Genomic DNA, 23,277 nt, shown 5'->3' with positions numbered 1-23,277 from the left:
CTTACGAGCCCGCCGCGCCGCTGCGGCCGGGGCCACTATGAGCGTAGTTCACTCCGCGTCAGGTACCCGGCACTCCAGGCCCATGGCACGTACCGAAAATCACTCCATCGGATCTTCACCGGGACCGGTTGGGGCCTATGCGCCGCATCAGCGGGCCCGCGCCGCTCACTGGGCCCGCGCCGCTCAGTGGGTCTACGCCGCGAAGGGGCGGGCCGGCCAGGAGGCGTCGGCCGGGCGGAGGGCGTCGATACCGTCGCCGGAGAGCGCGGCCTGCAGCGCCAGCGCACCCATCACGAGGCAGGTGTTGTGCAGCTCGCCCGCGAGGGCGCCGCGCACCAGCTCCTCCAGGGACACCCGGGCCAGCTCCATGTCGGCCTCCTCCTCGGAGACCTCGAACCGCTCGCCCTCGGCCGCGGCGATCTCCCGGGCCAGGAAGATCCGTACGGCCTCGTCGGAGCCGCCGGGCGAGGTGTAGACGTCGATCAGCACGCGCCAGTCCTCGGCCTTGACGTGCGCCTCCTCGTACAACTCCCGCTGGGCGGCGTGCAGCGGGTTCTCACCGGGGATGTCCAGGAGACCCGCCGGGATCTCCCACAGCCGCTGGCGGACCGGGTGCCGGTACTGCCGCAGCACGATCACGCGGCCGTCCTCGTCCAGGGCGAGGATGGCGACGGAGCCGGGATGGACCTGGTAGTCGCGGTTGACCCGGCTGCCGTCGGGCATCTCCACCTCGTCGGTGCGCACGCTCGTCTTGTTGCCGGTGAACGGCGTGGCGGTGGCGGTGACCGGCCATTCCTCGGGGGTGTCCTGGATACGCATGCTTGCCTCAGCGTCCTTTCCGCGTGCGGTTGACGGGGGCGGGCCGCGACGGCCGCCCGCCCCCGTCAACCGTATCGGTCAGGCCCCCGCGCTACGCGTCTGACCAGCGGTCTGTCGCTCGACCGCCGCCTTCACCAGGCCCGCGAAGAGCGGGTGCGGACGGGTCGGGCGGGAGCGCAGCTCGGGGTGCGCCTGGGTGCCGACCAGATAGGGGTGGACCTCGCGCGGGTACTCCACGTACTCGACGAGCTTGTTGTCCGGAGAGGTGCCGGAGAAGACGATCCCGGCCTTCTTCTCCAGCTCACCGCGGTAGGAGTTGTTGACCTCGTAGCGGTGGCGGTGGCGCTCCTCGACATACGGCTGGTTGTCGTAGACCTCGCGGACGATCGAGCCCTCGGCCAGCTTGGCCGGGTACATGCCCAGTCGCATGGTGCCGCCCATATCGCCCTCGCCCGCGACGATGTCGAGCTGCTCGGCCATGGTGGAGATCACCGGGTCGGTGGTGGCGGGCTCGAACTCGGTGGAGTTGGCGCCCTCGACGCCCGCGAGGTTGCGCGCGGCCTCGATGACGATGCACTGCAGGCCGAGGCAGAGGCCCAGCAGCGGGAGCTTGTTCTCCCGGGCGTAGGTGATCGCGCCGACCTTGCCGATCACTCCGCGGTCGCCGAAGCCGCCGGGAATGCAGACCGCGTCCACACCGTCGAGCTGGTCCCGGGCGCCGGCGGCCGTCTTGCAGTCGTCGGAGGTGACCCACTTGATCTTGACGCGGGCGTTGTTGGCGAAGCCGCCGGCGCGCAGCGCCTCGGTGACCGAGAGGTAGGCGTCGGGCAGGTCGATGTACTTGCCGACGAGCGCCACGGTGACCTCGTGGTCGGGCTGGTGGACCCGCCGCAGCAGATCGTCCCACTGGGTCCAGTCCACGTCGCGGAAGGGCAGGTCCAGCTTGCGGACGACATAGGCGTCCAGGCCCTCGGAGTGCAGCACCTTCGGGATGTCGTAGATCGACTTGGCGTCGATGGCGGCGACCACGGCCGCGTCGTCCACGTCACACATCAGCGAGACCTTGCGCTTGATGGAGGTCGGGACCTCGCGGTCGGCTCGCAGCACGATCGCGTCCGGCTGGATACCGATGTTGCGCAGCGCGGCCACCGAGTGCTGGGTGGGCTTGGTCTTCAGCTCACCGGACGGGCCGATGTAGGGCAGCAGCGAGATGTGCACCACGAAGACGTTGTCCCGGCCGACCTCGTGCCGGACCTGGCGGACGGCCTCCAGGAAGGGCAGCGACTCGATGTCGCCGACGGTGCCGCCGACCTCGGTGATGACGACGTCCACGTCGTCGGTGGCCATGCGCCGGATGCGGTGCTTGATCTCGTTGGTGATGTGCGGGATGACCTGCACGGTGTCACCGAGGTACTCACCGCGCCGCTCCTTGGCGATTACGGTGGAGTACACCTGTCCGGTGGTCACATTGGCCGAGCCGTCGAGGTCGACGTCGAGGAAGCGCTCGTAGTGGCCGATGTCCAGATCGGTCTCGGCGCCGTCGTTGGTGACGAACACCTCACCGTGCTGGAAGGGGTTCATCGTGCCCGGGTCGACGTTCAGATACGGATCGAGCTTCTGCATGGTGACGCGCAGACCGCGCGCCTTCAGCAGCGCCCCCAGACTGGAGGCGGTAAGACCCTTGCCGAGTGAGGAGGCGACACCCCCGGTGACGAAGAGGTGCTTGGTCGTCATGGGCTTAGCGGCAATGGCCAAGAGGGGGCTCCCGTGGTCGCGTCGTGAGGGTGCGTACGGCAGCCGCTCCGGATTCGGGGGGTGCCGTCGCTGATGGTTCGGGGGTTTTGTGCCCGCCGCTCCACGGGCTACCAGGGTATCAGCGCCTCGGAGCGGTCGCTGATGACCTGGTTCCCGCGTTCGGTCTGCGCAACCGCCCGAACACCATGCGTGACCTGGCCACCCGATCGGCCGCGAGATGCGAGCCACGATGTGGACGGGCTCAAGCGGATCACCGTTGTCCGTCGTATCCTCATCGGACGCACGCATGCGAGCCACCCGGCACGGCACCACCAGCACGCCCCCGGAACAAGAGCTCGTCAGAATTTCCGAGACCGTAAGAAGCGCCCTCCGGGGTGGTACGGCCGTTCGAATGGGGAATGCACGTGGCCGGGCGTATCGAGGATTACGCACTGATTGGTGATATGCAGACCGCCGCCCTCGTCTGCAGGGATGGCACGGTCGACTGGCTGTGCCTGCCGCGGTTCGACTCCCATGCCGTCTTCGCCGGTCTGCTGGGCACGGAGGAACACGGTTTCTGGCGCCTGGGGCCCGCCTTCCCCTCGGGGAGTCAGCCGCCCGCCGCCGACCGCCGCCGCTACCGCGGCGACTCGCTGGTGCTGGAATCGGAGTGGGACACTCCGCGCGGCACGGTCCGTGTGATCGACTTCATGCCGCCCCGTGACGGCGCCCCGCAACTGGTGCGGATCGTCGAGGGGGTCAGCGGCCGGGTGCCGATGCGCTCCGCGCTGCGGATGCGGTTCTCCTACGGCTGGGTCGTGCCGTGGGTGCACCGGGTGGACACCCGCACCGTCGCCGTCGCCGGCCCGGACTCCGTATGGCTGGACACCGAGGCCGACACCTACGGCAAGGACCTCACCACCTACTCCGACTTCACGGTGGGCCCCGGCGACCGGATCGCCTTCACCATCAGCTGGCAGCCCTCGCACAACGAGCCGCCCGCGCTGCCCGAGCCGGAGGTCGCCCTGGAGGCCACCGAGGCGTTCTGGCGGGAGTGGGTCGAGCACTGCACGTACCACGGCCCCTACCGGGACGCGGTGGTCCGCTCGCTGATCACGCTCAAGGCGCTGACCTACGCCCCCACCGGCGGCATCGTCGCGGCGCCCACCACCTCGCTGCCCGAGGAGATCGGCGGCGTCCGGAACTGGGACTACCGCTTCACCTGGCTGCGGGACGCCGCGATCACCCTCTCCTCGCTGCTGCGCACCGGCTACCGCGAGGAAGCGCGCGCCTGGCGCGAATGGCTGCTGCGCGCGGTCGCGGGCGACCCGGAGAACCTGCAGATCATGTATGGCATCGCGGGCGAGCGGGAGTTGGCCGAGGCCGAGCTGACCTGGCTGCCCGGCTATGAGAACTCCCAGCCGGTCCGGGTCGGCAACGGCGCGGCGGGCCAGCTCCAGCTGGACGTCTACGGCGAGGTCACCGAGGCGCTGCACCTGGCCCATATGACGGGCCTGGCGCGCAACGACTACGCGAGCGTGCTGCAGCTGAAGCTGATCCGCTACCTGGAAGAGCACTGGGACGAGCCGGACGAGGGCATCTGGGAGGTGCGCGGGCCGCGCCGCCACTTCGTGCACTCCAAGGTGATGGCCTGGGTCGCGGTCGACCGCACCGTCAAGCTGATCGAATCCGGCGATGTGGACGGGCCGTTGGAGCGCTGGCGGGAGCTGCGCGACGAGATCCACCGGGACGTCTGCGAGCGGGGCTACGACGCCGAGCGCAACACCTTCACCCAGTCCTACGGCTCCAAGGAGCTGGACGCCTCGCTGCTGCTCATCCCGCAGATGGGCTTTCTGCCGCCGGACGACAAGCGGGTCATCGGCACCATCGAGGCGATCCAGCGGGAGCTGTCGACCGAGGACGGCTTCGTCATGCGCTACCCCACCGCGGGCGAGGACGCCGGGGTGGACGGTCTCGAGGGCGACGAAGGGGCCTTCCTGGCCTGCTCGTTCTGGCTCGCCGACGACCTGGCGATGATCGGCCGGGTGGACGAGGCCCGGAAGCTCTTCGAGAAGCTGCTCGGGCTCCGCAACGACCTCGGGCTGCTGGCCGAGGAGTGGGACCCGAAGAACCAGCGTCAGGTGGGCAACTTCCCGCAGGCGTTCAGCCATGTGCCGCTGATCGACACCGCGCTGCGGCTGACGGCGTCCGGCGCGTACGGAGGCTAGCGCGCTGACCGGCGAAGAGGGCCCCGCCCGGGGAGCGTCCTGACCATGGAACCGCAGGAACCGCACGAGCCGCAGGAGTCGCGGGAACCGCAAGAGTCGCGGGTGCCCGGCGAACCGCACGAGCCGCGGATGCCTCGGGAGCCGCATGGGACGATCACCGTGGCGCGGGCCCTCGGCCTTCCCGCCCTGCGCCGCGGGCTCCCCGAGGTGGTGTCCGGGGAAGAGCTGCTGGACCGCCCGGTGCGCTGGGTGCACGCGGGCGAGGTACCCAACATCGCCGCGCTGCTCAAGGGCGGTGAACTGCTGCTGACCACCGGCCTCGGGGTCGGGTCGCGCCCCGCCGAGCAGCGCGCCTTCGTCCGCCGGCTCGCCGAACGGGGCATCGCGGCACTGGTGGTGGAGCTGGGGGCCCGGTTCCGCACACTGCCGGGACCGGTCGTGGACACGGCGCGCTCGTGCGGGCTGCCGCTGGTGCAACTCCATCGCGAGGTGCCGTTCGTGACGGTCACCGAGGAGATCCACACCGAGATCGTCAATGCGCACTACGCCCTGCTGCGCCAGGCCGATGTGGTGCACCGGCAGGCCACCGAGGTGCTGCTGCGCGGCGGCGGGGTACCGGAGATCCTGTGCCACTTCGCCGCCTTCGCGGCCAATCCGGTCTTCCTGGAGACCCCCGACGGGCAACTGCTGTACGCGGCGGGGCCCGGCGGTACGCCCCCGGCGGGCGCGGCCGATCCGCTGCAGGTCTGGGAGGGGCTGCGGGCGCGGCGCGCGGCCGCGCGGCCCGAACCGCCGGCGGGCAGTGTGATGGCGGACATCCCGGGCGGCGGGCCCGGCCCCGGCTCCGTACGGGCGCGGCTGACCGTCCTTCCGGTGGCCGGGCCGCTGGGGCCGGTGCACAAGATCGCCGCCGAGCGGACGGCGGATCTGCTGGCGGTGGTGCTGCTGCGGACGCGTCAGGAGGAGGAACTGGCGGCGCGCGGGCGCGGGGACTTCCTCACCGATCTCGCGGAGGGCCGCATCGAGGCGTCGGACGCCCCCGCCCAGGCCCGGGTACTGGGCTTTAGGCCGGGCGCGGACGGGCCATTGCTGCCGGTGGTGATGCGGCTGGTGGAGGATCCGCGCCCGCTGGCCGGGGGCGGGGAGAGCTGGGCGGCGCTGGCCCACGCCCTGCAGGAGGAGCTGGCGGCGGTCGGGGTGCCGGTGCTGCTCGGCGTACGACTTCCGGAGGGCCGGGTTCCGCTGCTGGCGGGGCTGCGCGGCGCGACCGAGCGCGGTGCGGTGGCCGAGCGGATCGCGGCGGCGCTGCGGGCCGGAGTGGAGCGGGCCTGGCCGGACCGGACCGGCGCCCGGCCGCCGGTGGTGATCGCCGGGCTCGCGGTCGGCTGGGACGCGGCCGGCCCCGAGCTGCGGCATGCGGCGGAGGCGGCGAACGCGGCGCGCGGGCTGACCGACCGGGACTGGTACGACGTACGGAGCCTGGATGTCGACCTGTTGCTGTGGCGACTGCGGGAGCACGGGGATCTGGCCGCCTTTGTCGACCGGGTGATCGGGCCGCTGCTCGCTCATGACCGCACCGCCCGTCCGCCGCTGGTGCCGACACTGGAGACATATCTGCGCCATGCGGGCCGTAAGGCGGAGACGGCCCGCGCGCTGCACCTCAACCGCCAGACGCTGTACGACCGGCTGGCCCGGATCTCCCGGCTGCTGGGCAGCGATCTGGAGGACCCCCAGACGGTTCTCGCCCTGGGGGTGGCCCTCCAGGCCCGCCGCCATGTGCGGTGACGCGTTCGCGGGCCGCCCCGCCATGCCCGGGCGGCCCGCCCGGCGTCCCCCCGTGCCGCCGGGCGGGTCGCCAGACGTGTAGCCGGGCGGGGAGAGGCTCCCTCACCGTCCGCCGCGCCGCCCCGCCGTGCGCCGCGGACACCTCCCCGCCCGGCCGCCTGTGCCGAACCGCGGCCGGACCCTGCCCGGCCCTGCGGATCTTTCCCCTCCCCGCCCCTTCCCGCAGCGTCGATATGCGGCTCCGCCGCATGGCAGGGGCTTCGCCCCCAGGCCCCGGGGTCGGGGGCGAGGGCGAAGCCGGAGCAGCCCGCCGCAGGCGTCACGATCCGCCGGACGCTCCCTAGAACGGAGTCAGCGTGAGCGTGATCCCCTTCGGGGCGGTGTCCTGGATGTAGGACGCGAACTCGGCCACGTCATCGAAGGCGAAGCCGTACGCCTTGCCGTCCACGGTCGCCGCGTGCATGGCCTTGGCGTAGTGGTTGGTGACCTCCTCGCCATAGAAGGCGGCCGGGTCGGTGGTCGGCTGGGCATCGGTGTTGTGCAGCGTGGTGCGGTTGAAGCCCGCGCCGAGGATCGCCGCGACCGGGCCCGTCGTCCCGTCGTTGGGCGCGGCCAGGGCGCCGTCGCAGAACAGCACGTCCTTGGTGGAGGGCTTGTCGAAGGAGACCGACGCCGGGCCGGTGAAGGCGAACTTCCCGCCGCTCACCCGGCCGGTGAAGGTGCCCGCGTTGGTGGTGACCTTGAGGTCCTTCGATCCGTAGGCGTCCCAGACCTGGTCGATGTAGGACGCGAAGTAGTCCTCCGCGAACAGCCCCGCGCCCATGCCATGGCCCGGAGCGATCACCCGCAGATTGTCGCCGACGATCAGCTTCTTGTAGGCGTCGACGCCGGCGAGGTCGGAGAAGACCTTGGCGCGGGCGCCGTCCTTGAGGGTGCCGGTCGTCTGATCCTGGGCGCCGGTGAGGTGGATCGACAGCGGGACGCTGAACATGTCCACCATGGTGGTGTTGCAGAACATCCCCGAGGAGTTGTACGTGAACTCCGCGCAGTCGTGCATGATGTCGAAGTTCGGGTCACCGGACACCCAGCCGGCCGGGTACTGCAGCGCGGGCTTGCCCGCCCCGTCCTCGACCACCTTCAGCTTGAGCTTCGAGCCGAGCGCGACATAGATCCGGCCCGACATCTGCGGCAGGTTCAGCTTCGTGTCACCGCTTCCGGCCAGCGGGATCGCGTAGTCGGTGAAACCGTCCGAGCCGTTGTCGGAGAGCGCGACGGGGGCGATGGTGCCGTCAGGGGTGACGTGCACCTGCCGGTCGCCCTCGTTGCCGACGATGTAGAGCCAGACCGATGCGTTGTCGTACTGCCCCGTCTTGTTGACGACGGTCAGGGGCAGGGAGGCGGCGGCCTTCGTGCTCGGCGCACCGCTGGCGCGGCCGCCTGCGAAGGCCAGGCCGGTTCCCGCGGCAGCGGCGGAGGCGGCTATGCCACCCAGCAGCTTCCTGCGACTGATCATGATGATGGTGCTCCTCGGCGTAGTGGGGGTTGCCGGGAAAATGGCGTGGGGGGTAACGAGAAGCGCGAGTTGAGAGCGCTCTCTCGTTCCTCTGCCCAGCACCCTGCCGATCAACGACCGGGCCCGTCAACCCCTTCACACAGAAAGGTCTGCACCAACTCATCGTAGACGCTGAGGACATGGGCGACCGTGTCGTCCTCCGTCGGCCAGCCGTCCGTCCGCGCCCGCCCCGCCGCGGCGAGCTCCACCCGGCGCACCGGATCGGCGAGCAGTCCGGTCACAGCCTTGGCCAGGGCCTCCGGATCGCCGTACGGGACGAGTTCGGCCGCGTCCCCGACCAGCTCCGGCACCCCGCCCACCGCCGTCGCCACCAGCGGCACCCCCGCGTGCAGTGCCTCCTGGGCCAGCAGCGACCGCGCCTCCCAGCGGCTGGAAAGCACCGCTACATCGGCCGCCGAGAGCAGCCCTGGGACATCCTCACGCCGGCCGAGCAGCCGCACCGGCAGCCCCTCCAGGTCGATCCGGCGCTGCAGCACCGCACGGTCCGGCCCCTCCCCCGCCACCACCAGCAGCGGCTGCGGGTCCAGCCCGCGCCAGCGCCGCGCCGCGTCCAGCAGCGGGCCATGTCCGGCCACCGCCTCCAGCCGCCCCGCCGTGACCAGCAACGGCCGCTCCACCACGCCCAGTTCGGCCCGCGCCTTCTGGCGGCGGCCGTCACCGGGCTCCGGTCCCCGGCGCGGGGCGGGCACCGCGACCGGGGCGAGCCGCGCGTCGCGGGCGCCGCGGGCCCGGGCCCGCTCCACCAGATCCGAGGAGGCCCCCAGCACGATGGCGGCGGCCCGCGCCACCCGGCGCTCCATCAGCCCGACGAGACGGGCCCGCGCCCCCTCGGCATCCACACGGGTGTGCCAGGTGACGATCAGCGGCACATTCCGGCCACGCAGCGCCACCGCGGCCAGCAGCCCCGAACGCAGCCCGTGGGCGTGCACCAGGGCCGCCCCGTGGGTGGCCTTGCGCAGCGACGCCATGCTTCCGGCGCCCGTCAGGGCGTCGAGCCCGGTGAACCGCGCTCCCGTCTGGGCGAAGCCATAGCCCCGCTCGGCGCTCCACGGCCCGCAGACGGTCACCCGCAGCCCGCGCGCCACCAGCCCGGCCGACAGCGACCGCACATGCACCCCGCTGCCCGAACTCCCCCCGCCCAGCACCTGAACGGCGTGCAGCGACGGCTGCCCGTGCGGCGGGACCGGGGTGCTACTCACGGTACTGCTCACGCGGGCGGAGCTCCTGAGACGGTGTCGGGGCGAAAAGGAGGGACCGCCCAAGGATGCCAGCACTCGCCGAACCCTCGTCGCAACGCTCCCCGGCGACGTCTACCCCGAGCTCGCCCGTGCGTCCGCGGTACCACCCTTTCGGGTGAAGGTCAGCGTCCCGCGCGTGCCGCCTCCAGGAGCTCTTCCGCATGCGCCCGCGCGAGTTCGGAGTCCTCCTGGCCCGCGAGCATCCGCGACAGCTCCCGTACGCGGTCCTCGCCCTCCATGGCCTTCACCCCGCTGCGTGTCACCGAGCCGTCGTTGGTCTTCTCGACCACCAGATGCCGGTCGGCGAACGCCGCGACCTGCGGCAGATGGGTGACCACCACGACCTGCGCGGAGCGCGCGAGCCGGGCCAGCCGGCGGCCCACCTCGACCGCCGCCTTACCGCCGACGCCCGCGTCCACCTCGTCGAAGAGATAGGTCGGTACGGGGTCCGAGCCCGCGAACACGACCTCCACCGCGAGCATCACCCGGGACAGCTCACCCCCGGAGGCGCCCTTGGCGATCGGCCGGGGCGGGGCGCCCGGATGCGGGGCGAGCAGCAGCTCGACCTCATCGGCCCCATGCGGCCCGAAGACGACCGTGCGGCCGCCCACCTCGATGCCGTCCGCCTCCGTCTCGGTCTGGCTGATCGCGAACGTGACCCGGGCATGCGGCATCGCCAGGGAGGCCAGCTCGGCGGTGACCGCCTCCGCGAAGCGCCCCGCCGCCTCCGTACGGGCGTCGGTGAGCGTCTGCGCCAGCTCGCCCAGCTCGGCGCGGAGCGCGTCGCGCTCGGCGGCCAGCTCGCCGATGCGGTCGTCGTCGCCGTCGAGTTCGGCCAGCCGGGCGGCGCCCTGCTCCGCCCAGGCCAGCACGTCCGCGATGGTCTCGCCGTACTTACGGGTCAGCTGCGCCAGCGCGGCGCGGCGCTCCTCGACGGCGCCCAGGCGGATCGGGTCGGCGTCGAGGTTGTCGGCGTACCCCGCGAGGTCCCCGGCCACATCGGACACCAGGATGCCGATCTCACCGATCCGGTCGGCGAGCCCGGCGAGGGCCGAGTCATGGGAGCGCACGGCCTCCACGGCGCGATGGGCGCCCGCGACGAGCGTGGCCGCGTCCACGCCCTCGGGGTCCTCAGGGTTCCCGGCAAGGGCGGCGTGCGCGAGAGCGGCGGCGGACGCCAGGGCCTCGGCGTGCCCCAGCCGTTCGGCCTCGGCCGCCAGCTCGGCGTCCTCTCCGGGCCGGGGCTCGGCGTCCGCGACCTCTTCGAGCCCGAACCGCAGCAGATCCGCCTCCTGCGCGCGCTCGCGGGCCCGCGTGGTCAATTCCTCCCACTCGGCCGAGACGGCGCGCAGCCGGCGATAGGCCCCCGCGTACTTCTCCAGGGGCCCGGCCACCGCGGCCCCCGCGTACCGGTCCAGCGCCTGCCGCTGCCGGGCGGGCCGCAGCAGGCCCTGCTGATCGGTCTGACCGTGCACGGCCACCAGATCGTCGGCCAGCTCGGCCAGCAGCCCCACGGGTACCGACCGGCCGCCCACATGCGCGCGCGACCGCCCCTCAGCGGAGAGCGTACGGCTGATCAGCAGCACGCCGTCCTCGAGCTCGGCCCCTGCCTCCTCGGCCCTCACGGCCGCCGCCGAACGGGCGTCGACCGTAAGGCGCCCTTCGACGACCGCCGCCTTGGCCCCGATCCGCACCAGGGCGGCATCGGCCCGGCCGCCCAGCAGCAGCCCGAGGCTGGTGACGACCATGGTCTTGCCCGCGCCGGTCTCACCGGTCACCGCGGTGAAGCCGGGCGACAGCTCGACGACCGCGTCGTCGATGACGCCCAGCGCACGTATCCGCATCTCCTCCAGCACGTGCACGACCATACGAGGTTTGGCCGGTGCGATGCGACGAAGGGGCGCCACTTGTGGGGTCGACCCGCACACATGCCCGGTGCGGAGGGTGGGCGCCTCCGGCGGAAAGCCCCCCCCACCCCGCCCCTCCCCGACGGAGGGGCTCCCCCCCCTCACCCCCGCCGGGGCTCCGCCCCGGACCCCGCTCCTCAAACGCCGGAGAGACTGAATTGCCGCCCCCGGGACGGACAGGCGGCCCGTGCCACCGGGGCGCGGACGCCAGCGAGACGGGAAGGGGCGGGGCCGCAGGGGTGGGGCCCTGGACGCTTACGTGTTCGTGTGGCGCCCATCCCCGACCAACCCCACGCCCCCGGCCAATGGCGCCGTAAATATACGGTCCAGGGCCCCGCACCCAGCACCCGCCACCGGACCCACCGCGCACCCCGGCAACGACCACCGCACCCCGGCAGCCACCGAACTAGTGCGGCGCCCCCCGCCACCCCGCCACCGGCAACGCGAACTTGGCGACCAAGCGGTCGGTGAACGACGCATGGTGGAGTCGGGCCAGCCGCACCGGTACCGCGCCCCGCCGCACCTCCACCCGCGCCCCCGCCGGCAGCTCCACCGTGCGGCGGCCGTCGCACCACAGCACCCCGTGCGGAGTCTGCGGCTGCACCTCCACCGCGAGCACCGACTTCGGCGACGTCACCAGCGGCTTGGCGAACAGCGCATGGGCGCTGATCGGCACCATCAGCAGCGCCTCCACCTCGGGCCACACCACCGGCCCGCCCGCCGAGAACGCGTACGCCGTCGAGCCGGTCGGGGTCGCGCAGACCACGCCGTCGCCGCCGAAGCGCGAGACCGGCCGGTTGTCGACCTCCGTGACGACCTCGAGCAGCCGCTCACGCGCCGCCTTCTCCACCGACGCCTCGTTCAGCGCCCAGTCCGTGTGCACGATGTGCCCGTCGTTGCGGACGAGCACATCGATCGTCATCCGCTCCTCGACCTCGTACTGCCGGGTCACCACCCGGTCCACCACCTTGTCGAGGTCGTCTCGCTCGGCCTCGGCCAGGAAGCCCACCCGCCCGAGGTTCACCCCGAGCATCGGCACACCCGAGACCCGGGCGAACTCCGCTCCGCGCAGCAGCGTCCCGTCCCCGCCGAGCACGATCAGCAGCTCACAGCCGTTCAGCACGTCACGGTCCGCGTCGACGCGCTCGACAGCGGGTGGCAGCGGCAGGTCCGCGGCCTCAGCGGCGAGCACCCGTACCCCGATTCCGCTGCGCAGCAGCCCCTGAACGACCAGTTCGGCGCTGCGGATGGCCGCCGGGCGGCCGGTGTGCGCAAGCAGGAAGACAGTGCGGTCCGCCGTCGGCTCGGCCGCCGGCATCGACGGCACGTGCGCCGTTTCGGGCATAGCCCCCTCGCGCGTGGCCTTCGCGGCCGCTGCCGTCTCGGACACGGGCGCTGCTTCCTTCTCCTGCGCTGCTTCTGAAGTGGTCAACTGGGCCCCTCCGCCACTGCACGGTCAACATCCGCCGGGTCCAGTGCCGGCGCCCCGGCGCGCATCCACAAAAAGTACTCGACATTGCCCGACGGCCCCGGGAGCGGGCTGGCCGTCACGCCCAGCACGCCCAGTCCGAGTTCCGCCGCCCGCCCGGCCACCGTGCGCACCGCCTCGGCGCGCAGGTCGGCGCTGCGGACTACTCCCCCGCTGCCCAGCCGCTCCTTGCCGACCTCGAACTGTGGTTTGACCATCAGCACCAGATCGGCGTCGGGCGCCGCGCACCGCACGAGGGCGGGCAGTACCAGCCCGAGCGGGATGAAGGAGAGGTCGCCGACCACCAGGTCCACCGGTTCCCCACCAATCCGCTCAAGTGTCAGCTCGCGTACGTTTGTACGGTCGTAAACACTGACGCGTTCATCGCTCTGCAGCGACCAGGCGAGCTGGCCGTAGCCGACGTCGACGGCGAGCACCTGCGCGACGCCCGCGCGCAGCAGGACGTCCGTGAAGCCTCCGGTCGACGCGCCCGCGTCCAGCGCCCGCCGCCCGGCGACCTTCAACCCGGCTCCGGCACCGGCTCCCACGCCCGGGGCCGGGGCCGGGCGGGCCGCGGAGTCCTGCCCCGCACCCGCGCCCTCCCGGTACTCTTCGCTGAACGCGTACAGCGCCCCCGCGAGCTTGTGGCCACCGCGCGAGACGTAGTCCGGATCGCTGTCGTCCTCGATCACGACGACGGCCGCGCTGGTCTCCACCTGCGTGGCCGGTTTGCTCGCCACCGCCCCGCCGACGGTGACCCGGCCCGCGGCGATCAACTGGCTCGCATGCTCACGCGAACGCGCCAGCTTGCGGCGCACCAGCTCTGCGTCGAGTCGTACGCGTCGTGGGCGGGTCACTGCCACGGGTGGTTCAGCTCCTGAGGTTGTTCATGTAGCGGATGAGGTCATTGCGTAGCGGACGAAGCCGTTTGCGTAACGGACGGGGCCGCGTACCCAGCCGACGGAGTCGCTTACGTACCGGACGGGGTCCGCGGGCCGGGCGCCGGAGGTCCGGGCCGCCGGTCGAGTGCTGTCAGCGTGTCGCGAAGGCCACCGTGGACATCCTCGTACACCTCCAGATGCCCGCTCGTCTCGAGGTGGTCGGCGTCGGCCAGCCGGTCGAGCCGGGCATCCACCTCGGGGACGCCGGTGGGCGTACGGTCCACGCCGAGCGGGGCCGGTTCAGCGGGGCCGGGCGGCTCCGGCACGGGCTCGGGCACCGGCTCCGATACGCCCTCCGGCACCGGCTCCGGCGTCTCTTCCTGCCCCGCCCTGGGCCCGGGAGCCACCGCCGCGGGCCCTCCCGGAACCGTGGACGGTCCCGCCTCCGCACCAGGCAACGCACCGGGCACCGCACCAGCCCCCGGGAGCGGCTCGGGCGTGGCTTCCTGGGCCCGCTCGGCCGCCGTATCGGGCTGTGGGCCGGGCCATCCGACCGACATCGGCTCGCTCATGGCCCCGACGCTACCGCGAATCCCTCGTTCTCCGACGTACGGGACCTGGGGTAACGTCATGCTCGATGGCGACCTTGGAACAGTGCCGCAGCGCACTCGACAAACTGGCGGAGAACCTCGCGAGCGCGAACGGGGACCTGCACAGCGCTGCCGCGCTCGATCGCTCCGTCAGCTGCTGGATCACCGACCTGGACACCACCTTCGCCGGCCGTCTCGTGGACAGCCGGATCGAGGATGTGATGACCGAGCCGGGCCCGCCCGCCGAGCGCGCGCAGATCCGGCTGGCGATGACCGGCGACGACCTGGTGGCCCTGGTCGACGGTGAGCTGCACTTCGCACGAGCGTGGGGCAGCGGACGGGTCAAGCTCGAGGCCGGGCTGCGCGACCTGCTGCGGCTACGGAAGCTGCTCTAGCCGCCACATCGCTCGCCCACGCCGCCGGCGGGACGCCGAGGCGCCGAGGGCGGGGCACGGCAGCCAGCGCGCCACCGCTCACGGGCGCGGACACCAGCCCGACCGCGCCCCCGCCGCGAGGCTCAAGGCACTCAGGACTCGCTCACCGCACCCGCCAGCGGCGCAGGCATCGTACGCGACCGGCGGGCGGCCGGGATGACCAGCGGCGTCCCCGTCTCCGGGTCGTCGATCACCTGGCACGGCAGCCCGAAGACCCGTTCCACCAGCTCCGCCGTGACCACGTCCCCCGGCGCCCCCTCGGCGACGACCTCGCCGCCCCGCATCGCGATCAGATGGGTGGCGTAGCGGGCGGCGTGGTTCAGGTCGTGCAGAACGGCGACGAGGGTGCGGCCCTGCTCCTCGTGGAGCTGGGCGCACAGGTCCAGCACATCGATCTGGTGCTGGATGTCCAGATAGGTCGTGGGCTCGTCGAGGAGCAGCAGCGGGGTCTGCTGGGCGATGGCCATCGCGATCCATACCCGCTGACGCTGACCGCCGGACAATTCGTCGACATACCGATCCGCGAGCTCCGCCACCCCGGTCGCCGCCATCGATTCGTCGACGATCCGCTCGTCCGTCTCCGACCACTGCCGCAGCAGCCCCTGGTGCGGATAGCGGCCACGGGCGACCAGATCGGCGACCGTGATCCCGTCCGGGGCGATCGAGGACTGGGGCAGCAGCCCGAGGGTGCGGGCGACCTTCTTGGCGGGCATCGTGCCGATCGCCTGCCCGTCCAGCAGCACCGATCCGGCCACCGGCTTGAGCATCCGGGACAGGGCGCGCAGCAGGGTCGACTTGCCGCAGGCGTTCGGCCCGACGATCACCGTGAAGGAGTGGTCGGGGATGGTCACGGACAGTTCTTCGGCCACCGTGCGCCGGTCGTAGGCGAGGGTCAGCCCCTCCGCCATGAGCCGCTGCCGCCCCTGAGCGGTGTCGCTCCCGCTGCCACTCCCGCTGCCGCCGTCGGCCACGGTCTGCCGGGTGTCCTTGTCCATGTCGCCTTCCGTCCGGGTCGTGCCCACAGTCGTCATATCCGCCCCAGCGTCATACCTGGCCCCAGCGTCGTATCGGGACCCAGCACCCCATTCATCCAGCACCCAACCCGCCCCCGCATCGACCTACCCATCCAAGCCCTCATATCCGCCCCGCCTTGCGCTCAGTCACCAGCAGCCACAGCAGATAGGCCCCGCCCAGCATCCCGGTCAGCACCCCGACCGGAAGCTGGTCGGCGCCAAAGGCCCGCAGGGCCGCCCAGTCGGCGGTGACCAGCAGGGCCGCGCCCATCCAGGCCGCGGGGAGCAGGTTGGGCCCGGACGAACGGGTGAGCCTGCGGGCGAGCTGCGGGGCGACGAGCGCCACGAAGGCGACGGGCCCGGCGGCGGCCGTGGCGGCGGCGGTGAACACGACGGCCGCGAACATGAGCACCAGACGGGTTCGCTCGACCCGCACCCCGAGCGCGTACGCGCTGTCGTCGCCCATCTCCAGCATCCGCAGGTTCCGGGCCTGCCCGAGGACCACGGGCAGGAGCACCGCGCAGACGCATGCCAGCGGCCACACCTGGGCCCAGTCCCGTCCGTTGAGCGATCCGGCGATCCACACCACAGCGCGGGTCGCGTCCGGGAGGTCGGCCCTGGTGAGCAGATAGCCGTTGACGGCGGTGAGCATCGCGGACGTGCCGATGCCCACCAGCACCAGCCGGTATCCGTGCACGCCCCGCCGCCAGGCCAGCGCGTAGACCGCAAGCCCGGTCAGCAGGCCGCCGCCGAGCGCGCCGATGGCGACCTCGGTCGGATCGCCCTGGAGGAGGACGATCACGGTGAGCGCCCCGGCCGCCGAGCCCTGGCCGAGGCCGATCACGTCCGGACTGCCCAGCGGGTTGCGGGAGATGGACTGGAAGATCGCCCCGGCCATCCCGAGGGCCGCGCCGACCAGCAGCCCCACCAGGATCCGGGGCAGCCGCAGTTCGTTGACGATGAAGTCCTGGGCCACGGTGCCGTTTCCGGTAAGGGTGCGCAGGACATCGGCGGGGGCGAGGGGGAAGTCGCCGGTGCCGATCAGGACCACGCTCATCGCCAGCGCCACGACGAGCAGCAGCAGCCCCACGACCGCGCCGCGGACGTCCAGGCGCAGCGAGAGGCCGGCGGTGCGCAGCGTGACCGCGCGCGTCCCGCGCTTGCTGATGCGCTTGCTCGCGTTCACAGTTGGGCCATCCTTCGGCGGCGTACGAGGTAGATGAACAGGGGCCCGCCGATGAACGTGGTGACGATGCCGACCTGCAGTTCGGCGGGCCGGGTGACCAGCCGCCCCAGCACATCGGAGCCCAGCAGGAGAACGGGCGAGAGCACGGCGGCATACGGCAGGATCCAGCGCATGTCGGGCCCGGTGATCGCGCGGACCAGATGCGGCACGATCAGCCCGACGAACGCGATCGGCCCGCAGGCGGCGGTCGCGGCACCGCACAGCAGGGTGACGGCGGCCATCGAGAGCGCCCGGGTGCGGTTGAGGTTGGTGCCGAGCGCGCGCGCCGTGTCGTCGCCGAGCGCCACGGCGTTGAGCGAACGGCCGAGCGCGAGCGCAAGCACCGCACCGGCCAGGAGGAACGGGGTCACCTGCCGGACCACGGTCATATTGGCGGAGGCGAGCGAACCGACCGTCCAGAAGCGCATCTTGTCGAGCGCCGCGCTGTCCAGCAGCTGAACGGCGTTGATGTAGCCGTAGAGCGCCGCGTACACCGCCGTACCGGCGAGCGCGAGCCGCACCGGGGTGGCGCTCCGGCTGCCGCCGAGCGCGTACACCAGCACGGAGACGACGGCGGTGCCGAGGAACGCGAACCACACATAGCCGGTCAGGGAGGTGACGCCGAGAAAGCTGATGGCCGAGACGACGGCGGCGGACGCACCCGCGTTCAGCCCCAGCAGCCCGGGGTCGGCGAGCGGGTTGCGGGTGAGGGCCTGGATGACCGCGCCAGCGAGGCCGAGGCCGACGCCGACGAGCAGCCCGAGGATGGTGCGCGGCAGCCGTACGTCCCGGATCACCACATCGGTGTCGCTGCCGGTGTAGTGGAAGAGCCCGTGCCACACCTGGTCCAGCGGAATCGGCTTGGCGCCGATCGCGATGGACGCCGCGGCGATCGCCAGCAGCACGCCCAGGGAGGCGATCAGGCCGGTCGCACGGCGCGCGGTGCGCCGCCGGGGCGGCGCGCTCGCTGTCTCGGTCCCGGCTTTCGCCGGACTGACCACGGTCACGCGGAACTCCACCTCACAACACGGCCGATCAGGACTCAGGTTAAGTTAGGTTACCCTAAGTCCCGCTGGCCGCATGTGCGCGGGTTTCCTGGAGCGCGAGTTCGGCTCACAACCCCAGCCGCGCCAGCGCCTTCCCCGCATCCGCCTCGCTCACACCGTCCCCCGCCTCGGACCAGGCCGCCGCGCACAGCGCCCGCAGACCGTCCAGCGGCTCCTTGCCCTCGCCCTCCAGCACCAGCGCGCGCTGGGCCACCCGCGCGGTCCAACCCCCGCACCGGAAACCGCCGGACGCCTCGTCGCGCGCCACCTCCGGCTGCGGGGTGAGCAGCCCCCGCAGGTCACGGTCCACATACGCCGGCCGGTGCCGGGGCTCGGCGGCCAGCAACTGTGCGGGCGTGGTCACCCCGGTCAGCACCAGCAGCGAGTCCACCCCGCCCGCGTACGCGCCCTCGATATCGGTGTCCAGCCGGTCCCCGACCACCAGCGGCCGCTGGGCGCCGGTGCGCAGAACCGTCTCCCGGTGCATCGGCGGCAGCGGCTTCCCCGCGGCCTGCGGGGTCTTGCCCGTGACGATGCGCACGACCTCCACCGCCGCGCCGTTACCCGGGGCGATACCCCGCCCGCTGGGAATCGTCAGATCCAGGTTGGAGGCGAACCACGGCACCCCCCGCGCCACCGCGTACCCCGCCTCCGCCAGCCGCGCCCACGGCATATCCGGCCCCCCGTACCCCTGCACCACCGCCGCCGGGTCGTCGTCCGCCGAATCCACCGGCGTCAGCCCGCGCTCGCGCAGCGCCACCCGCAGCCCCTCCCCGCCGATCACCAGCACCCGCGCCCCCTTGGGCACCTGCTCGGAGATCAGCCGGGCGACCGCTTGCGCGGAGGTGATCACATCGTCGGGGGCGGCGGGCATCCCGAGCCGCGTCAGATGCTCGGCCACCGCCTCCGGCGTCCGCAGCGCGTTATTGGTCACATACGCCAGCCGCATCCCGGCGTCCCGCGCGGTGACCAGCGACTCCACGGCATGGTCAATGGCCTCGCCGCCCGCGTACACCACCCCGTCGAGGTCCAGCAGGGCCGTGTCGTACGCCTCGTTCAGCGACTGCCGGCTGGACTCGGGCCGGGTGCGGACGGGCTGGTTCATGGGGGCAACTCCTCGCTGATCTGTGCGCTTCTCCCCCGATCATCGCGTATCGCCGCGCGGGGCATAACATTCACTGATGAGCATTTCAGGGCCTGGCGGACAAGGTCTGCAGCTCACCCCTTTCCGGGGGCTGCGCTATGTCGCGGAGCGGGTCGGCAGTCTCGCCGCCGTCACCTCACCCCCCTACGATGTGGTCGTACGGCCCGATGGCCTGCGCCATCTGGAGACGGCGGACCCCTACAACATCGTCCGGCTGATCCTGCCGCAGGCCGACTCCGCAGAGGCCCGCCACCGCCAGGCCGCCGAGACGCTGCGCCGCTGGCAGGCGGACGGCGTGCTCGCCCCGGACCCCGAACCCGCGCTCTACGTCTACGAACAGCGCGACGGCCCCACCCTCCAGCGCGGACTGATCGGCGCACTGCGGCTGAGCCCCCGTGAGGAGGGCATCGTCCTCCCCCACGAAGAGGTCATGCCGCATGTCGTCGAGGACCGAGCCGATCTGATGCGCGCCACCGCCGCCCACCTGGAGCCGCTGCTGCTCGCCTACCGCGGCAACGGGAACGGGACTTCGGGGAACGGAGCCCCCGGGCCGGGGACCGGCGAGCCGGGCACCGGCGGGGCCGCTCGGGTCATCGAAAGCGCCATCCGGCGCGAGCCGTTGCTCTCCACGACCACCGAGGACGGCGTCGACCACCATCTGTGGCGGGTCACGGACCCCGCCGACCTCGTGGCGGTCTCCGCCGACCTCCGCCACCACCAGGCCCTCATCGCCGACGGCCACCACCGCTGGGCCACCTATCTGCGGCTGCGCGAGGAGCGCCGGGAGCCCGGCCCCTGGGACTTCGGGCTCGTCCTGCTCGTCGACACCACCCGCTATCCCCTCCGCGTCCGGGCCATCCACCGGCTGCTCCGCCAACTGTCACCGGACGACGCTCTTACGGCGGCGCGGCATGCCTTCCGGGTACGGACGATCGACGGCCCGCTCCCGCGCGCCCTGGAAACACTCGCCGAGGCGGCCGAGGCAGCACGCGCCGAGCCCGGCGCGCCAAACGCCTTCCTGTTGGCCGGGGACGGCCGCTTCCACCTCCTGGACCGGCCGGATCCGGAACTGCTGGCCCGTACGGTCCCCGAGGGACGGCCCGAGGCATGGCGGACGCTGGACGCGACGGTGCTCCACCACGCCTTGCTGGACCATCTGTGGAACGTCCCGGACACGCCCGAGCACATCGGCTACATCCACGACTCGGCGGCGGCCGTCGAACAGGCGGAGCGGCTGGGCGGTACGGCGGTGCTGATGCATGCGGTGGGCGAGGACGTCGTGCACGAGCTGGCACGGCAGGGCATCGCGATGCCGCACAAGTCGACGTCCTTCGGGCCGAAGCCGGCGACGGGGCTGGTGCTGCGGAGCCTGACGCTGGGCTGAGCCCTTCGGCCTGCGAGCGGACATACGAGTGGGGCGGAACCCCGGGCACCGGGATCCCGCCCCACTCATGACTTCAGCTGCCGTGGCCGTCCTTCTCTGGCAGCCCGGCCTGGTCCTCGGACCTCGCCTCCGCCGTCGGCTCGGCGTCCTCGGCCGGGTCTTCGACGTCGTCGCCCTGGAGCTCGTCCTCGGCGTCCTCGGGCTGGACGAGCTCGGACTCGACGAGCTCGGGCTCCTCGTCAGCCTCGACCTCTTCGACCTTGGACTCGTCGACCTCGGCCTCTTCGACCTCGGCCTCTTCGACCTTGGACTCGTCGACCTTGGCCTCTTCGACCTCGACCTCTTCGACCTTGGACTCCGCGTCCGGCTTGAGGGCGTCGTCCGCCTCCTGCTCGGGGTCGAGGGCGTCCACGAACTCGACCCCGTCCAGCTCGGCGAGCCGGTCCGACGCGTCCGTGGTCCCGCCCTGATCCGCCTCGAGCGCCTTGGCGAACCACTCGCGGGCCTCGTCCTCGCGGCCGACCGCCAGCAGCGCGTCGGCATACGCATAACGCAGCCGGGCGGTCCACGGCTGGATGGAATGCGAGGCCAACTCCGGGCTCTGCAGGGTGACCACGGCGGCGTCCGCCTGGCCCATATCCCGCCGGGCACCGGCGGCCACCATCCGCATCTCGACCTGACCGGCCCGGTCCAGCTTCTGCACCTCCGGCTCACCGGCCATGGCCAGCGCCCGCTCGGGACGGCCCATGCCGCGCTCGCAGTCGGCCATCACCGGCCACAGGTCGGAGTTGCCGGTCATCCGGCGCGCGGCACGGAACTCCGCGAGCGCCTCGGAGTACTTCCCGACGGCGTACGAGGCGAAGCCCGCGGCCTCGCGCACGGCGGCCACCCGGGAGGCGAGCCGCAGGGCGACGCGCGCGTACTGGTACGCCTGCTCGGGCTCGTCGTCCAGCAACTTGGCGACCATGACGAGGTTCCTGGCGACGTCCTCGGCGAGGGTCTTCGGCAGGCTCATCAGCTCCTGCCGCACGCTCTTGTCGATCTCCTCGCCGGTGACGTCCTCGGGGATCGGCAGCCGCTTGATCGGCTCGCGGTCACGGTCCCTGCCGCGCTCATCGCGGCGCCCGTAGCCGCCCGCGCGGTCGTCACGGCGTCCGTAGCCCCCGGCGCGGTCGTCCCGGCGCTTGAAACCACCGCCACCGGAGCGACGGTCGTCGCGGCCCCCGCCCTGACCGTACGGACGACGCGGCCCGCGGTCGTCCCGGCCACCCCGGAAGCCACCGTCCCGGTCGTCGCGCCGCGGCCCACGCGGCCGGTCATCACGCCGCTCGTCACGGCGGAACCCACCACGATCGTCATCGCGGCGCGGCCCGCCCGGCCGCTCATCCCGGCGGTCGTCCCGACGGAACCCACCACGGTCGTCATCGCGGCGCGGCCCGCCCGGCCGCTCATCGCGACGGTCATCCCGACGGAACCCACCACGATCATCCGTGCGACGGTCTCCACCACGGAACCCACCGCGATCGTCCGTACGGCGGTCTCCACCACGGAACCCACCGCGATCGTCCGTACGGCGGTCTCCACCACGGAACCCACCACGGTCGTCGTCACGGCGGTACGAAGGCCGCTCGTCCCGGCGGTCGTCACGGCGCTCATCCCGGCGGTCGTCACGGCGGAACCCACCGCGGTCGTCCTCACGCCGGTACGAAGGCCGGTCGTCCCGGCGGTCGTAGCCGCCGCCCCGGGCGCCACGGTCACGGTCATCCCGGCGGAACCCACCGCGGTCGTCATCCCGACGCGGGCCGCCCGGCCGATCGTCACGGCGGTCATCGCGACGGAAACCACCGCGGTCGTCGTCCCGGCGGAAGCCCGGCCGATCGTCACGGTCCCCGCGGAAGCCCCCCTGCCGGAACCCACCGCGGTCGTCATCGCGGCGCGGCCCACGCGGCCGGTCATCACGCCGCTCGTCACGACGATCGTCTCGTCGCTCGTAACGGCCGGTGGGACGGCCGCCCCCGCCCCGGTCGTCGCGGCGCACATAGCCGCCGGGGCGGCCTCCGCGGTCATCGTCCCGACGCGGCCCACGCGGCCGGTCATCGCTGCGATCGTCGCGTCGATCGCCGCGGCGGTCATCCCTGCGATCGTCGCGGCGGTCATCGCGGCGGAACCCACCACGATCGTCATCCCGGCGCGGCCCACGCGGGCGATCATCACGCCGCTCGTCCCGGCGGTCATCACGCCGGAAACCGCCACGATCGCCATCGCGGCGCGGTCCCGAGCCGCGAACGTCCCGCCGGTCGCCGGCGTCCCGGCGCCGCGGCTCGCGGCCCGACCGGTCGTCGGGAGAGTTGGTGGACATCGGCGTGACTCCTGTCTTCATGTACTGCAGCCATTCTCCCGCACCAGCCACACCGATGCGGGCCCAGCAAAAACGAAAAGGACCCTTGGTCCCAGCATGCACGCTGGGACCAAGGGTCCTTCAAAGATTGTTCGGCGGCGTCCTACTCTCCCACAGGGTCCCCCCTGCAGTACCATCGGCGCTGAAAGGCTTAGCTTCCGGGTTCGGAATGTAACCGGGCGTTTCCCTAACGCAATGACCACCGAAACCCTATCGGGTTCTAGCGAACAAGCACACTCTTCAATTAAGTCAAGTGGAACTGATTCACCGGTGCGACTGTTCGCAACCCGGGAACCACACAGTGGACGCGAGCATCTGAGGACAAGCCCTCGGCCTATTAGTACCAGTCAACTCCACCAGTTACCCGGCTTCCATATCTGGCCTATCAACCCAGTCGTCTACTGGGAGCC

The 23,277-nt window shown here is 72.4% G+C and carries 17 protein-coding genes, 2 rRNA genes and 1 pseudogene; 4 read left to right on the top strand and 16 right to left on the bottom strand.

The annotated features are described in order from the left end of the window. Positions 1–192: 192 nt before the first annotated feature. Together ACFYOY_RS18090 and ACFYOY_RS18085 are read right to left on the bottom strand one after the other, a co-directional pair. Entirely contained in the window at positions 193–819 is a 627-nt protein-coding gene (locus ACFYOY_RS18090; protein WP_351886307.1) for an NUDIX hydrolase, read from the bottom strand. Between the two features lie 78 nt (positions 820–897). Next, positions 898–2,553, bottom strand: coding sequence for a CTP synthase (locus tag ACFYOY_RS18085; protein WP_351886310.1), 1,656 nt, complete (start codon positions 2,551–2,553; stop codon positions 898–900). A gap of 419 nt (positions 2,554–2,972) precedes the next feature. Between ACFYOY_RS18085 and ACFYOY_RS18080 the strand changes: the two genes are divergently transcribed. Together ACFYOY_RS18080 and ACFYOY_RS18075 are read left to right on the top strand one after the other, a co-directional pair. Beyond that, the gene (locus ACFYOY_RS18080; protein ID WP_137969928.1) at positions 2,973–4,781 is read left to right on the top strand and encodes a glycoside hydrolase family 15 protein; all 1,809 of its coding nucleotides are present in this window, start codon (positions 2,973–2,975) and stop codon (positions 4,779–4,781) included. 129 nt (positions 4,782–4,910) lie between these two features. Then, entirely contained in the window at positions 4,911–6,566 is a 1,656-nt protein-coding gene (locus tag ACFYOY_RS18075) for a PucR family transcriptional regulator (protein WP_351886408.1), read from the top strand. A gap of 340 nt (positions 6,567–6,906) precedes the next feature. Here the strand turns inward: ACFYOY_RS18075 and ACFYOY_RS18070 are convergent, their stop codons facing one another. The 6 genes from ACFYOY_RS18070 to ACFYOY_RS18045 form a co-directional block, all read right to left on the bottom strand. Further along, the gene (locus tag ACFYOY_RS18070) at positions 6,907–8,079 is read right to left on the bottom strand and encodes a glycoside hydrolase family 64 protein (RefSeq protein ID WP_388587994.1); all 1,173 of its coding nucleotides are present in this window, start codon (positions 8,077–8,079) and stop codon (positions 6,907–6,909) included. A 110-nt stretch (positions 8,080–8,189) separates the two neighbouring features. Then, on the bottom strand, positions 8,190–9,350 hold the full coding sequence (locus tag ACFYOY_RS18065; RefSeq protein WP_388587991.1) for a glycosyltransferase family 4 protein: 1,161 nt from the start codon (positions 9,348–9,350) through the stop codon (positions 8,190–8,192). A gap of 149 nt (positions 9,351–9,499) precedes the next feature. Further along, on the bottom strand, positions 9,500–11,245 hold the full coding sequence (gene recN / locus ACFYOY_RS18060) for a DNA repair protein RecN (protein WP_351886316.1): 1,746 nt from the start codon (positions 11,243–11,245) through the stop codon (positions 9,500–9,502). A gap of 445 nt (positions 11,246–11,690) precedes the next feature. Then, entirely contained in the window at positions 11,691–12,629 is a 939-nt protein-coding gene (locus ACFYOY_RS18055) for an NAD kinase (RefSeq protein WP_388588350.1), read from the bottom strand. An 83-nt stretch (positions 12,630–12,712) separates the two neighbouring features. Next, positions 12,713–13,609 (bottom strand): TlyA family RNA methyltransferase, encoded by an 897-nt coding sequence (locus tag ACFYOY_RS18050; RefSeq protein WP_351886414.1) that lies wholly within the window; start codon positions 13,607–13,609, stop codon positions 12,713–12,715. A gap of 113 nt (positions 13,610–13,722) precedes the next feature. After that, complete coding sequence (locus ACFYOY_RS18045) at positions 13,723–13,995, bottom strand: hypothetical protein (RefSeq protein WP_351886417.1); 273 nt, start codon at positions 13,993–13,995, stop codon at positions 13,723–13,725. A 275-nt stretch (positions 13,996–14,270) separates the two neighbouring features. Here ACFYOY_RS18045 and ACFYOY_RS18040 point away from each other — a divergent pair, with 275 nt between their 5' ends. Continuing rightward, positions 14,271–14,618, top strand: a complete 348-nt coding sequence (locus tag ACFYOY_RS18040) for a sterol-binding protein (protein ID WP_351886319.1) — start codon at positions 14,271–14,273, stop codon at positions 14,616–14,618. A gap of 131 nt (positions 14,619–14,749) precedes the next feature. Here ACFYOY_RS18040 and ACFYOY_RS18035 read toward each other — a convergent pair whose 3' ends face one another. The 4 genes from ACFYOY_RS18035 to ACFYOY_RS18020 form a co-directional block, all read right to left on the bottom strand. Further along, complete coding sequence (locus tag ACFYOY_RS18035; RefSeq protein ID WP_388588346.1) at positions 14,750–15,652, bottom strand: ABC transporter ATP-binding protein; 903 nt, start codon at positions 15,650–15,652, stop codon at positions 14,750–14,752. Positions 15,653–15,791: 139 nt separating this feature from the next. Beyond that, positions 15,792–16,856: an iron chelate uptake ABC transporter family permease subunit gene (locus tag ACFYOY_RS18030; protein WP_351886322.1), complete on the bottom strand. Its 1,065-nt coding sequence runs from the start codon at positions 16,854–16,856 to the stop codon at positions 15,792–15,794. Further along, positions 16,853–17,902, bottom strand: coding sequence for an iron chelate uptake ABC transporter family permease subunit (locus tag ACFYOY_RS18025; RefSeq protein ID WP_351886325.1), 1,050 nt, complete (start codon positions 17,900–17,902; stop codon positions 16,853–16,855). Before ACFYOY_RS18025 ends, ACFYOY_RS18030 begins: the two co-directional genes overlap by 4 nt. Before the next feature lie 106 nt (positions 17,903–18,008). Continuing rightward, positions 18,009–19,046 (bottom strand): HAD-IIA family hydrolase, encoded by a 1,038-nt coding sequence (locus ACFYOY_RS18020; RefSeq protein WP_351886328.1) that lies wholly within the window; start codon positions 19,044–19,046, stop codon positions 18,009–18,011. A 76-nt stretch (positions 19,047–19,122) separates the two neighbouring features. Between ACFYOY_RS18020 and ACFYOY_RS18015 the strand changes: the two genes are divergently transcribed. Further along, a complete protein-coding gene (locus tag ACFYOY_RS18015; protein ID WP_351886330.1) occupies positions 19,123–20,469 on the top strand; it encodes a DUF1015 domain-containing protein in 1,347 nt (448 codons plus the stop codon). Positions 20,470–20,542: 73 nt separating this feature from the next. Here ACFYOY_RS18015 and ACFYOY_RS18010 read toward each other — a convergent pair whose 3' ends face one another. The 4 genes and pseudogenes from ACFYOY_RS18010 to ACFYOY_RS17995 form a co-directional block, all read right to left on the bottom strand. Further along, the gene (locus tag ACFYOY_RS18010) at positions 20,543–21,553 is read right to left on the bottom strand and encodes a tetratricopeptide repeat protein (RefSeq protein WP_351886423.1); all 1,011 of its coding nucleotides are present in this window, start codon (positions 21,551–21,553) and stop codon (positions 20,543–20,545) included. A 207-nt stretch (positions 21,554–21,760) separates the two neighbouring features. Next, positions 21,761–22,459 (bottom strand): annotated as a pseudogene (locus ACFYOY_RS18005) (tetratricopeptide repeat protein); the annotation flags it as partial. A 498-nt stretch (positions 22,460–22,957) separates the two neighbouring features. Next, positions 22,958–23,074 (bottom strand): 5S ribosomal RNA (rrf, locus tag ACFYOY_RS18000). Positions 23,075–23,184: 110 nt separating this feature from the next. After that, positions 23,185–23,277, bottom strand: a 23S ribosomal RNA gene (locus ACFYOY_RS17995); the annotation flags it as partial.

Source organism: Streptomyces sp. NPDC007875, from assembly GCF_042868035.1.
In the GTDB taxonomy this organism is placed as follows: domain Bacteria; phylum Actinomycetota; class Actinomycetes; order Streptomycetales; family Streptomycetaceae; genus Streptomyces; species Streptomyces antimycoticus.
Note: the sequence above shows the minus strand (reverse complement) of the source record. Positions and strands in the feature narration are given on the sequence as shown.

What these genes read in the sequence shown, in the direction of transcription:
- recN (WP_351886316.1), bottom strand. Translation starts at nt 11,245, where the DNA reads ATGGTCGTGCACGTGCTGGAGGAGATGCGGATACGTGCGCTGGGCGTC.
- ACFYOY_RS18070 (WP_388587994.1), bottom strand. Translation starts at nt 8,079, where the DNA reads ATGATCAGTCGCAGGAAGCTGCTGGGTGGCATAGCCGCCTCCGCCGCT.
- ACFYOY_RS18040 (WP_351886319.1), top strand. Translation starts at nt 14,271, where the DNA reads ATGGCGACCTTGGAACAGTGCCGCAGCGCACTCGACAAACTGGCGGAG.
- ACFYOY_RS18020 (WP_351886328.1), bottom strand. Translation starts at nt 19,046, where the DNA reads ATGAACCAGCCCGTCCGCACCCGGCCCGAGTCCAGCCGGCAGTCGCTG.
- ACFYOY_RS18090 (WP_351886307.1), bottom strand. Translation starts at nt 819, where the DNA reads ATGCGTATCCAGGACACCCCCGAGGAATGGCCGGTCACCGCCACCGCC.
- ACFYOY_RS18075 (WP_351886408.1), top strand. Translation starts at nt 4,911, where the DNA reads ATGCCTCGGGAGCCGCATGGGACGATCACCGTGGCGCGGGCCCTCGGC.
- ACFYOY_RS18015 (WP_351886330.1), top strand. Translation starts at nt 19,123, where the DNA reads ATGAGCATTTCAGGGCCTGGCGGACAAGGTCTGCAGCTCACCCCTTTC.
- ACFYOY_RS18080 (WP_137969928.1), top strand. Translation starts at nt 2,973, where the DNA reads ATGCACGTGGCCGGGCGTATCGAGGATTACGCACTGATTGGTGATATG.
- ACFYOY_RS18035 (WP_388588346.1), bottom strand. Translation starts at nt 15,652, where the DNA reads ATGGACAAGGACACCCGGCAGACCGTGGCCGACGGCGGCAGCGGGAGT.
- ACFYOY_RS18055 (WP_388588350.1), bottom strand. Translation starts at nt 12,629, where the DNA reads ATGCCCGAAACGGCGCACGTGCCGTCGATGCCGGCGGCCGAGCCGACG.
- ACFYOY_RS18085 (WP_351886310.1), bottom strand. Translation starts at nt 2,553, where the DNA reads ATGACGACCAAGCACCTCTTCGTCACCGGGGGTGTCGCCTCCTCACTC.